Below are 12,500 nucleotides of genomic sequence, written 5' to 3' on the forward strand. Positions count from 1 at the left end.
GTCTTCTTTTGTCAGAGTCTTTTCATTTACTCCGTATACGATAGTCGGCAGGTCGCTTCCAGCCGGTGCAGAAATCAGAACTTTCTTAGCACCTGCATCAATGTGAGCCTGAGCCTTTGCCTTAGATGCAAAGAATCCCGTGCACTCCAGAACGATATCTACGCCCAGTTCTCCCCATGGGAGCTTTGCAGGATCTGCTTCCTTGTAAATCCTGATTTTCTTGTCTCCTACAATGATATGTTCCTCATCGTGATCTACATCATGCCCAAAATTCCCCTGTACGCTGTCATATTTCAGCAGATATGCCAGCATTTCTGTTGTAGCCAGATCGTTGATCGCTACGACATCAAACTTATCGTCTTCGAACATCTTACGAAACGATAATCTTCCAATTCTTCCGAATCCGTTAATTGCAATTTTAGTAGCCATGTGTTACCCTCCTTAATTACTCCTGTGTTCTCCACTTCATAATATTATCTACAAATCTGCATTCCAGTTTGTTCCTGTCCTGAAGATATGTTAAATAGCTTTTTACCGTTGAGGAAAGCAGTGCATGTTGTGCCGGTCTGGCATGCATCCGCAGCCTCTCGTACATTTGCTGCAAAATTTCATCCTGTCCACGATATTCTCTGCAGGTTTCGCAAATCATACCGCACATTTCTGTAACGCTTCTCAGGTTCTGTTCCAGTGTCGGCACGATATCTGTTTCTATGATACCGTGAGATGGAACGAACAGCGCTCCCTTAAATTCTTTCAGTTTTTTCAGCGTATCGATATACGCTTCCACATTATAGATGAATCCAAATGTATATTGCTTCAGAAAGCTCCTGCTTAAATAAGAATCTCCCAGAAACCAGATATCATCAGATGTCCTGATGCCGATCATTCCGAAAGAGTGTCCCGGAAGATAGGTCCAATCGATACCGTCCGGCGTTTCTTTTTCAAGGGAACGAAAGCCGATCATTCCCGGATGCGCAAAAATCGTTCGCAGCTTTTCTGCCGGATATCCGCCATTCATATAAGCAGCTTCCAGCTCGGAATAATGAGCAAATGCCATATCGTAGTCTGTACAGTAAGCCGGAATACCGTATTTCCTCATCAGAAATTCATTCCCGCCTATATGATCGATATGTGTATGGGTGTTGATGATGCAAGATGGCACCCATCCTTCTCTGCTTAAAATTTCATCGATTTTCTCGCCGTCGCCTTTCGATCCCGTATCGATCAAATACATTCTGCCGTCATCGGTAAAATGTATACCGATATTCGTATCATTCTCAATGCAAAAAGTCTTTGGTCCAATCTGCTTTAATTCCATTTATTAAACTCGCTTTCTGTTTTTATTATACAATGTGATACTTCTGACGTAAACCTGTTAAGTTCCGTTTTATGCCAATATTCATTGTTTTATTTCTGTTTTTTACTATTTATTATGTCCAATCCATAAAAAAAGATGCATCTTCGCTCCTAAAAAGCACGATGCATCTTAATAAAATTCTTATGAAAAAGCTGTTTTGTTCTTATTTTTCATCTTTATCTTCAGAAAAATCTTCCTTGCTCTTTTTAGCAAAGATGTAACATGATAAAGCACATCCTCCCCATAAACCGACACCGCCGATAATCAGCATGATAATTGCACTCACACTCATATTACTGTCCCTCCTTATGGGCGATTTCATCTAAATCGCGATAACCATCTTTACCTTTCATCAAAGCAAAGATAAAGCCTGCAACAATAACAAACAGAATCGCACCCCAGCCGAAGATCGCAACATCTTTTGTCGCAAATCCACCATAGCCATGGCAAACATAGTCAATAGTATTCAGAACGATCATAACACCAAGAACAAATACTGTTACAAACTTCAGTGCATAGTTCCACCATTTTCCGATACTGAAATTGGAATACCGATTGGCTTCCTCTCTCAGCTTCTCCGTTTTAAAGAACCATCCTAACAGAAAGACTTCTGCGCATCCGCACCCTACGATACCCAGATTATTTACAAACGAATCTACAATATCCAGGATGTTGAGGCCACCACCTGTAATAAATATGGTACTGATCAAAAATGATGGCAGAACAACAATGGTCGTTGCCACATTATGATCAATATTGAATTTATCATGCATACTTGCAATAACAGCCTGCAGGATCGAAATCATTGATGTGATCGCTGCAATAAACAGTGCGCCAAAGAAACAGATCGCAAACAGTGCATTGAATGCCGGCAGCGCATTGATCGCCGTCGGGAAAGTCATGAACGCCAGACCTACACCACCACCTGCAACCTCTGCAACATCAACGCCCTGCTGTCCAGCCATGAATCCTACGATACCAAAGATGCCGATCGCTGTAAATACTTCAAATCCGTGATTAGCCGTTGCTGTAATGCAGGCACTGTTGACAACATCCGTCTTTTTCGGAAGATAACTTGCATATGAAACCATGATCGCAAACCCAATAGATAAGCTGAAGAAAATCTGTCCATAAGCAGCTACCCATACGCCTGGTTTCTTTAATGCGCTCCAGTCCGGCTGGAAAAGGTAGTTCAGTCCATCTACTGCCCCCGGCAATGTAATACCACGAATAACCAGTAAAACGATTAACAGCATCAGGATTGGCAGAGTGACTCTGCAAACAACTTCGATTCCATGACGCACACCTTTATACATGATAAAGGCTACGATCGCCCAGACGATCAGGAACGGGAACAGAAGGTTCATCTGTATTCCGCCCAGATTAGATGCGCTGTCTGTTGCTCCCAGGAAATTCAGGAAGAAACCGGTCGGATCATCGCCCCACTCTAATGTAAGAGAAAACTGCAGGTATTTCAACGTCCATACGATAATGGCAACGTAGTAGGTTGAAATAACGAAAGCCACCATTGTCTGAAACCATCCCAGGATCTCGAACTTCTTATTCATCCTCGCCAGAGTGACCGGGGCACCACCATGATATGTTTTACCCATGGTGTATTCTAGGATCAGGATAGGAATACCTGCTGTAACGATTGCGAAAAAATACGGGATCAGAAACGCTCCGCCCCCATTAGTTCCGGCAACATAGGGAAATCTCCAGATATTGCCCAGGCCTACTGCTGATCCGATAGCAGCCAGCAAAAAGCCCAGTTTGTTGTTCCATTGCTCTCTCAAAATACTTCCACTCTCCTTCTTCTTAAGTTTGCACGTAAATCCCCTTTACACACTCCCTTTTACACATAAAAAAACCATAGAAGCTGTTCCAAAAATAGTATCACTAAAATTCTTGGAACAGCTTCATATTTTCATGTGTCAGCTATGATGCAATTTGCTTACAGAAGCGCATTGTCTCTTTCTGCCAGTTCTTTATACGTGTGGTATTTATCCTTGGCATCCTGTTCTGTCATTGCATACAGCTTATCTGCGATTTCAGGGAATTCCTTAGACAGCGATGAGTATCTGATCTGTCCCATAATGAAATCTCTGAAGCTTGCAGTCGGTTCCTTGGAATCCAGTATGAACGGATTCCGACCTTTCTCTTTGAGTTCAGGATTATATCTGTAAAGGTGCCAGTATCCAGCGTCTACTGCATCCTTGATATTCTCCTGAGACTTGCCCATACCCTTCTTAATGCCGTGGTTGATGCATGGAGCGTAAGCAATGATGATGGATGGACCATCGTAGCTTTCTGCTTCTGTGATCGCCTTCATCAGCTGATTCTTATCTGCTCCCATACCAACCTGAGCAACATAAACATATCCATAGGACATTGCCATCAGACCCAGATCCTTTTTCTTGATCCGCTTACCGCCTGCTGCGAACTTCGCAATAGCAGCTTCCGGCGTGGCCTTGGATGCCTGTCCGCCTGTATTGGAGTATACTTCTGTATCGAAAACCAGGATATTGATATTCTCTCCGGAAGCCAGAACATGATCCAGACCGCCGTAACCGATATCGTAAGCCCATCCGTCTCCGCCGAGAGCCCATACGGATTTCTTTACCAGGAAGTCCTTCAGCTCCATGATTCTTTCACAAAGCATGTTTACAACTTCATCCGTTGTGCTCATGTTTTCGATCGCGTAGATGACCTTGTCGCTCTTTGCTCTGGATTCTCTGCCGTCATCCTTGTATTCCAGCCATTCTTCGATCGCTTCTTTCAGCTTTTCATCGATATCCAGTTCCATCAGAGCTTTCATGTTATGCTCGATTTTTTCTCTCATCTGTTTTGCAGCCAGCAGCATACCGTAACCATACTCAGCGTTGTCTTCAAACAGCGAATTTGCCCATGCAGGACCTCTGCCGTTCTCATCCTTGCAGTATGGCATGGATGGAGCAGATGCACCCCAGATGGAAGAACATCCTGTTGCGTTAGCGATCAGCATACGATCGCCGAACAGCTGTGTTACCAGTTTGATATACGGAGTTTCACCGCATCCGGAACAAGCACCTGAGAATTCGATATACGGTTTTGCGAACTGACTTCCCTTAACTGTATGAGTATCGACCCGCTCTTCTTTTCTGGAAATCTTGATACCGTACTTCCAGTTTTCTGCCTCTTTAACAACATCAGCGTAAGGTTCCATAACGAGCGCCTTTTCCTTTGCAGGACAGATGTCCGCACAGTTTCCGCAGCCCAGGCAGTCCAGAGCAGACAGCTGCATTCTGTACTGCAGCCCTTCCATGCCTTTGCCGTTCGCCTTTATGGTCACAAAACCTTCCGGAGCTGCCGCCTTCTCTGCTTCATCCAGCAGCATCGGTCTGATGGCAGCATGCGGACATACGAAGGAACACTGGTTACACTGGATACATTTATCCGGCTGCCATTCAGGCAGGTATACAGCTACACCACGCTTTTCGTATGCAGCAGTTCCAGATGGGAATGTACCATCTTCGATTCCATCAAATGCGCTTACCGGCAGATCGTCACCTTCCTGACGATTCATCGGGATCAGGATATCCTCGATAAATTCAGGCAGTTCTTCGTATTTTTCTCTTGGATCTTCTACATCGATCCAGCTTTCCGGAATATCGATCTTGCGGATCGCAGTGATTCCCTGATCTACTGCAGCACAGTTCATGTCTACGATGTTCTGTCCCTTTTTCTTATATGTTTTTTCGATACCTTCTTTCAGGTATTCTACTGCCTTTTCAATAGGAATAACACCTGTCAGTTTAAAGAATGCAGCCTGCATTACCATGTTGATTCTGGTTCCAAGGCCAACATCTTCTGCGATTTTCCATGCATCGATAGCATAGAAATTAATGTTTTTCTTTGCCAGATCTCTCTTCACTTTTGCCGGGAGCATCTGGTCGATTTCTTCATCAGACCACAGGCAGTTAAGCAGGAACGTTCCACCCTTTTTCAGATCCTTCAACATATCGTACTGTCTGATGTATGCCTGGTTATGGCAGGCTACGAAATCCGCCTGGTTGATAAGATAAGTGGACTGAATCGGATGCTCCCCGAATCTCAGGTGAGATACTGTCAGACCTCCGGATTTCTTGGAGTCGTATGCGAAATATCCCTGGGCATACATATCCGTCTTATCACCAATGATCTTAATAGCAGTTTTGTTCGCACCTACTGTACCATCAGAACCCAGACCCCAGAACTTACACTTGATAGTGCCTTCCGGTTCTCTGGCGATACCTTCCGTATACGGCAGAGAGTGACCCGTTACATCATCTTCGATGCCGATCGTGAAGTGGTTCTTTGGTTTCTTATGATACAGGTTGTCATAGATCGCATGTACCATACCCGGTGTCGTGTCCTTAGAGCCCAGTCCATAACGCCCTCCGTAAACTTCCGGAGCATTTCTCTCTCCGTAAAGCAGAGTCTTTACATCCTGATAAAGCGGCTCACCCAGGGAACCAGGCTCCTTGGTTCTGTCTAAAACGGCGATACGTTCTACCGTTCTCGGCAATACGTCCATAAAATACTTCTTAACGAACGGTCTGTACAGTCTAACCTTGATCAGACCAACTCTGTGACCCTCTGCAACCATTTTGTTCATGGTTTCTTCGATGGTTTCACATACAGATCCCATCGCTACGATGATGTTTTCTGCATCCGGAGCACCAACATAGTCAAACGGCTTATAGCTTCTACCTGTCAGTTCGCTTACTTTATCCATATAATCTACTACGATTTCCGGAATGGCATCATAGAATTTATTGGAAGCTTCTCTTCCCTGGAAGAAGATATCCGGGTTCTGTGCAGTTCCTCGAATAACAGGATGTTCCGGATTCAAAGCTCTGTCACGGAATTCCTGCACTGCATCCCAGTCTACCAGTTTCTTGAAATCCTCATAGCTGAACACTTCGATTTTCTGGATCTCGTGAGATGTACGGAATCCATCGAAGAAATGCAGGAACGGAACACGTCCCTTAATAGCAGAAAGATGTGCGATACCGCCAAGATCCATAACCTCCTGGACAGAACCGGAAGCCAGCATTGCAAAACCAGTCTGTCTGCATGACATTACATCCGAATGATCTCCAAAAATGCAAAGTGCATGAGTAGATATACTTCTTGCTGCTACATGGAATACGCCCGGCAGCAGTTCTCCTGCGATTTTATACATGTTCGGGATCATCAGAAGAAGACCCTGTGATGCAGTATATGTGGTGGACAGTGCTCCAGCGGCCAGAGATCCATGTACTGCTCCGGCTGCTCCGGCTTCTGACTGCATTTCTGCAACCTTGACCGTCTGTCCAAATATATTCTTTCTTCCATATGCAGCCCACTCGTCAACTACTTCTGCCATCGTAGAAGACGGGGTGATCGGATAAATCGACGCAACATCGGTAAACGCATAGGATACGTGCGCTGCCGCAGTGTTTCCGTCCATAGTTTTCATTCTTCGCTGTGTCATAATTTCCCTCCAACTCAGTTTGCATTATTGTCTAAAACAACACGACTTTTTTCATTTTTATACCTAATAAATAGCAAAAATAATGTTAGTACTAAACGGTACTAAGCACTATAAACTTTACCGTAACTGCCAGGGTTTGTCAACCATGTACTGAAAATTATACAAAATACAAGAAAAAACTTTGGATTCGTTGAAATTTCAATATTTATCGGATTTTATCACCCCGTAAAGTGCTTGTGAATCGTTCACTTTATTGATATAATAACAATATTAAACTATGCATACCGAAACAGGAGCAGAAAACGTTGAAAAATCACAAGCAATGGAAGCACAAAAAAGAATTTGATACGAAAACTCTATTTGAAGATATTCGAAAGGACGAGAAAATCCTCAATGAAAATTCCGAAAGTTCTGTCGGTAAAAGCGATATTTCCAACGAGGAAAATTCGGAACGCCTTTGCGTCCAATCGCCCTCAGATACGATTCCTAAAAATACTAGGATCCACATTTCTTCCGAAGAAAAAAATGTATCTGGAAACGGGGGGCATCCGGCAAAAAAGACAAAGGTTTATGAGCCCCGTCCTTTAACGCCTGACGATGAGATCTATGAAGATATCTTAGAACACTTTGCCAGTGCACCTACCAAGCCGAAATACTGGTTTGAAGAATTTGGAGATTACTGGTCCTGCAGCTGCGGTCATATCAATAAGGGCAACAGCTGCAAGAATTGCGGTCTGGATCGAGAACTTCTTCGATCGCTCTTTATCCTTCACAAACCAGCCGACACTCCTGGCAAGCTCAATAAAAAGCTTCGCAAAGCAAAAGAGCAGGTCGACCGGGAAGAAACCTTAGAGGCAGAACGGAAGCGACGACGCAAAAAGCTGGATGCCCTGCAGGGAGACCACCCACACGTAGTCCCCATTGAAGAAGATCCTGCTACAGATATCATGACCGATACCGTTTCACCTTCACCGGAACTTAATGAGACGAAACCTGCAGAGTCTGATCCTGCTGCCGGTTCCAAAGAGAAAAGAGCACCAGAGATCCATACATATTCCCCTCAGGGGAAAGATGATGATCCTGAGGAAAAGAATGAAGCAGCAAATACCGATCAAAAGAGTAACGAGGGATTGTCGCCGGATCAAACGAAAGATCCTTTGCAGCACGACGAGGATAAAGGTTCGCCCGAACATCCGCAGGCAAACGGACAAGCATCGGATCCGTCTTCTGATACAGCATTAGTCCCCGTATCGTCTGAAGTCCAAAAAAAAGAAAAGAAGTTTTCCTCTTGGAAAAAGCCCTCTTTCCGTACAAAGATGATAATACTGATTGCCTGTCTTCTGCTTTTGGCAACGGGCGGCGGAATCGCAGTTTATAAATACCTGGCGGCTCCGGCCATTCAATACGAAGAAGCTATCAAACTGCAGAATTCAGGCAAATATGAAAAGGCTATCGATAAATTCGAATCATTGGGTGATTATCGCGATTCCAAGGAACATATCTGGGAATGCTACATTTCCATTGGTGACCGGTATTACAAGAATGGTGAATACGAGCAGGCTATCAAAACATATAATACCGCTATGAAGCTCAAGGAAAGCGATCGGATCCAGACAAAGATTCGAAAATGCTATATTGGTATCGGTGATCGATATTATGAGAATAATGAATTTGAAAACGCCATCGCCTCATATCAGACAGCGATGGAAATGAAAGATACCGATGCGCTTCAGGAAAAAATAAATAAGGCTAAGTTTGGATATGTAAAGGCTTATCAGTCCAAAAGAACCGATCAGGTCGAAACATATCTGGCAGAACTAATGTCGATAAAGTACCCTGGGATCCAGGAAATTTACGATACATATTATGCATGGCACGTCAAAATCATTGCCAATACAGCAGAAGATGACTACAGCAATGATATGGACACCATCAGCCGTCATGATACTGCATATTTTCACGCAACATTAAGCGGTGGCGAACCTTCGGAAGAAATTGAGCTTTATTATGAAATCGTATGGCCAAATGGTGCAAAGCAAGTCTACAATCTGGATTCAAAATGGAAAAGCGGATCTAAGATCACAGCTCGTTTCCAGTATCCGATCCCTCTGTTCGGAAGCGAAGGGAAATTGACGTTTACGTTATATGATAAAAGCACTAACGAAGCTATGGGAAGTGATTCCATCACATTCCAGAATTAAAGAAGTACATAATTAGACGAGTACATAGCAACCGCAGAACGGTATATATCTTCCATTCTGCGGTTGCTGTTTTATAAGCTGTGTTGCTGTCCCTTTAGGAGACCTATCCCGAAATCTCTGATTTCGCAGAAGGTCCCCTGCGAGAGTTCCCCAGCTTCAGCTGGATCGGAACTCACCGCTCTACGCTAAGGCTAAAAAAACAGCCTACTTACATAGGCTGTTTTTTTAGAAAAACGGCAACGTCCTACTTTCCCAGGCAGTCTCCCACCAAGTATCATCAGCGCTAAGGAGCTTAACTTCTGTGTTCGGTATGGGAACAGGTGTGACCTCCTCGCTATTGCCACCGCATATCTTTTGAGTTTGCTCTATTGCATCCTCAAAACTGAATAATATCTGTCTAAAGCTTCCATCTTCCTTCGCTTTCCCTTGAAACCTTTGGTCAAGTTTTCGACCTATTAGTATCGGTCAGCTCCATACATTACTGCACTTCCACCTCCGACCTATCAACGTGATAGTCTCTCACGGGTCTTACCTTTAAGGAGGAGATCTTGTCTTGTGGGGGGCTTCGTACTTAGATGCTTTCAGCACTTATCCCTTCCATACGTGGCTACCCAGCTATGCCCTTGGCAGAACAACTGGTGCACCAGAGGTATGTCCATCCCGGTCCTCTCGTACTAAGAACAGCTCCACTCAAATCTCCAACGCCCACAGCGGATAGGGACCGAACTGTCTCACGACGTTCTGAACCCAGCTCGCGTACCTCTTTAATGGGCGAACAGCCCAACCCTTGGGACCTACTTCAGCCCCAGGATGAGACGAGCCGACATCGAGGTGCCAAACACCCCCGTCGATGTGGACTCTTGGGGGGTATCAGCCTGTTATCCCCGGGGTAGCTTTTATCCGTTGAGCGATGGCCCTTCCACTCGGTACCACCGGATCACTAAGCCCGACTTTCGTCCCTGCTCGACCTGTTTGTCTCGCAGTCAAGCTCCCTTCTGCCTTTACACTCTTCGTGCGATTTCCGTCCGCACTGAGGGAACCTTTGGGCGCCTCCGTTACTCTTTAGGAGGCGACCGCCCCAGTCAAACTGCCCGCCAGACACTGTCCTCATACCGGGTCACGGTACAAAGTTAGAACCTCAACATTACAAGGGTGGTATCCCAACGGTGACTCCCTCAATACTGGCGTACTGAGTTCAAAGTCTCCCACCTATCCTGTACATGCAATGCCGAAATCCAATATCAAGCTGCAGTAAAGCTCCACGGGGTCTTTCCGTCCTGCTGCGGGTAACCGGCATCTTTACCGGTACTACAATTTCACCGAGTCTATTGTTGAGACAGCGCCCAGATCGTTACGCCTTTCGTGCGGGTCAGAACTTACCTGACAAGGAATTTCGCTACCTTAGGACCGTTATAGTTACGGCCGCCGTTTACTGGGGCTTAAGTTCATGCCTTCGATTGCTCTAAGCAGTCCCCTTAACCTTCCAGCACCGGGCAGGCGTCAGCCCCTATACTTCAGCTTTCGCTTTAGCAGAGACCTGTGTTTTTGCTAAACAGTCGCCTGGGCCTTTTCACTGCGGCCATCTTTCGATGGCACCCCTTCTCCCGAAGTTACGGGGTAATTTTGCCGAGTTCCTTAACAATAGTTCTCTCGCTCACCTTAGGATTCTCTCCTCATCTACCTGTGTCGGTTTGCGGTACGGGCACCTACGGTCTCGCTAGCGGCTTTTCTTGACAGTGTGAAATCAACAGCTTCCGGTACTTTTTTCCCTCCCCATCACAGCCTAGCCTTAAAATGCGCGGATTTGCCTACGCACAAGCCTCACTGCTTGGACACGCTCTACCAACGGCGTGCTCTGTCTATCCTTCTGTGTCCCCACTTCACTCAAACGACTTTCGGTGGTACTGGAATCTCAACCAGTTGTCCATCGCCTACGACTCTCGTCCTCGGCTTAGGTCCCGACTAACCCTGAGTGGACGAACCTTCCTCAGGAAACCTTAGATTTTCGGTGGGCAGGATTCTCACCTGCCTCTCGCTACTCATGCCAACATTCTCTCTCGTATAAAATCCAGCTTACCTTACAGTTCACCTTCAACTCTTATACGATGCTCCTCTACCATACCAAAAGGTATCCTAAGCTTCGGTAGTAAGTTTTAGCCCCGTTTATCTTCGGCGCAGAGCCACTCGACTAGTGAGCTGTTACGCACTCTTTAAATGAATGGCTGCTTCTAAGCCAACATCCTAGCTGTTTATGCAGCTCCACATCCTTTTCCACTTAACTTACATTTTGGGACCTTAGCTGTAGGTCTGGGCTGTTTCCCTTTCGACCATGGAACTTATCTCTCATAGTCTGACTCCCATAGATGATTGCGCAGTATTCGGAGTTTGATAGTTTTCGGTAACCGGTGAAGGCCCCTAGAACATTCAGTGCTCTACCCCTGCGTATCTTACTATGAGGCTAGCCCTAAAGCTATTTCGAGGAGAACCAGCTATATCCGAGTTCGATTGGAATTTCACCGCTATCCACACGTCATCCCAACACTTTTCAACGTATATGGGTTCGGTCCTCCACGAGATTTTACTCTCGCTTCAACCTGCACATGGATAGGTCACCCGGTTTCGGGTCTACAGCATATAACTAATCGCCCTATTAAGACTCGCTTTCGCTTCGGCTCCGATGCTCCAGCATCTTAACCTCGCTACATACCATAACTCGTTGGCCCGTTCTACAAAAAGTACATGGTCACTTACGCTCCCATTGCTTGTAAGCATAAGGTTTCAGGTTCTATTTCACTCCCCTCCCGGGGTCCTTTTCACCTTTCCCTCACGGTACTGTTCTCTATCGGTCACTAGGTAGTATTTAGGCTTGGAGGGTGGGCCCTCCGGCTTCATACCGGGTTTCACGTGTCCGGTACTACTCTGGTGTCATCTATGTCTATCCGGATTTCGTCTACGGGAGTTTCACCCTCTTCGCTCGGCTGTTCCAAAACCGTTCGACTATCCTTTTAGAATCATTTATGATGATCCGCAACCCCGATAACAAGTTATCGGTTTGGCCTCCTTCCCGTTCGCTCGCCGCTACTTGGGAAATCGATGTTTCTTTCTTCTCCTGGGGCTACTTAGATGTTTCAGTTCACCCCGTTTCCTCATACTGCGCTATTTTATTCACACAGCTGTACCTGCACATTACTACAGGTGGGTTCCCCCATTCGGAAATCTGCGGTTCATAACGGATATTTGCTCCTTACCGCAGCTTATCGCAGCTTGTCACGTCCTTCATCGGCTCCTAGTGCCAAGGCATCCGCCTTATGCTCTTTTTAACTTGACCGTTAATTCTTCTAAGATTATTGTTAAAACTCTTAGTGAAAATTTCTTTTCTGGTTTCTCGGTTTGAAATCGTAGTATTACACCCTTCACAAATCTTTAAGACTTGCCTAGTTTCTCT

General features: G+C 45.4%; 6 protein-coding genes and 2 rRNA genes. 1 reads left to right on the plus strand and 7 read right to left on the minus strand.

The features are described 5' to 3' along the window. The 5 genes from H8876_RS10010 to nifJ form a co-directional block, all read right to left on the minus strand. Window positions 1-429: glyceraldehyde 3-phosphate dehydrogenase NAD-binding domain-containing protein (locus H8876_RS10010; protein WP_249287632.1), on the minus strand; the 429-nt coding region annotated here is incomplete at its 3' end. Between the two features lie 16 nt (window positions 430-445). After that, window positions 446-1,318, minus strand: coding sequence for an MBL fold metallo-hydrolase (locus H8876_RS10015; RefSeq protein WP_249287633.1), 873 nt, complete (start codon window positions 1,316-1,318; stop codon window positions 446-448). Between the two features lie 202 nt (window positions 1,319-1,520). Next, a complete protein-coding gene (locus H8876_RS10020; RefSeq protein ID WP_177265463.1) occupies window positions 1,521-1,649 on the minus strand; it encodes a MetS family NSS transporter small subunit in 129 nt (42 codons plus the stop codon). Window position 1,650: 1 nt separating this feature from the next. Continuing rightward, a complete protein-coding gene (locus H8876_RS10025; protein WP_249287634.1) occupies window positions 1,651-3,153 on the minus strand; it encodes a sodium-dependent transporter in 1,503 nt (500 codons plus the stop codon). Between the two features lie 158 nt (window positions 3,154-3,311). Then, window positions 3,312-6,854: a pyruvate:ferredoxin (flavodoxin) oxidoreductase gene (nifJ, locus tag H8876_RS10030; protein ID WP_249287635.1), complete on the minus strand. Its 3,543-nt coding sequence runs from the start codon at window positions 6,852-6,854 to the stop codon at window positions 3,312-3,314. Between the two features lie 305 nt (window positions 6,855-7,159). On the opposite strand from nifJ, the gene H8876_RS10035 reads away from it, so the two are divergent. Continuing rightward, window positions 7,160-9,055, plus strand: coding sequence for a tetratricopeptide repeat protein (locus H8876_RS10035; protein ID WP_249287636.1), 1,896 nt, complete (start codon window positions 7,160-7,162; stop codon window positions 9,053-9,055). Between the two features lie 231 nt (window positions 9,056-9,286). On the opposite strand, the gene rrf is transcribed toward H8876_RS10035, so the two are convergent. Further along, window positions 9,287-9,403 (minus strand): 5S ribosomal RNA (gene rrf, locus H8876_RS10040). An 87-nt stretch (window positions 9,404-9,490) separates the two neighbouring features. Next, a 23S ribosomal RNA gene (locus tag H8876_RS10045) occupies window positions 9,491-12,383 on the minus strand. Window positions 12,384-12,500 lie beyond the last annotated feature (117 nt).

It is taken from the genome of Lentihominibacter faecis (genome assembly GCF_014306095.1).
In the GTDB taxonomy this organism is placed as follows: domain Bacteria; phylum Bacillota; class Clostridia; order Peptostreptococcales; family Anaerovoracaceae; genus Lentihominibacter; species Lentihominibacter faecis.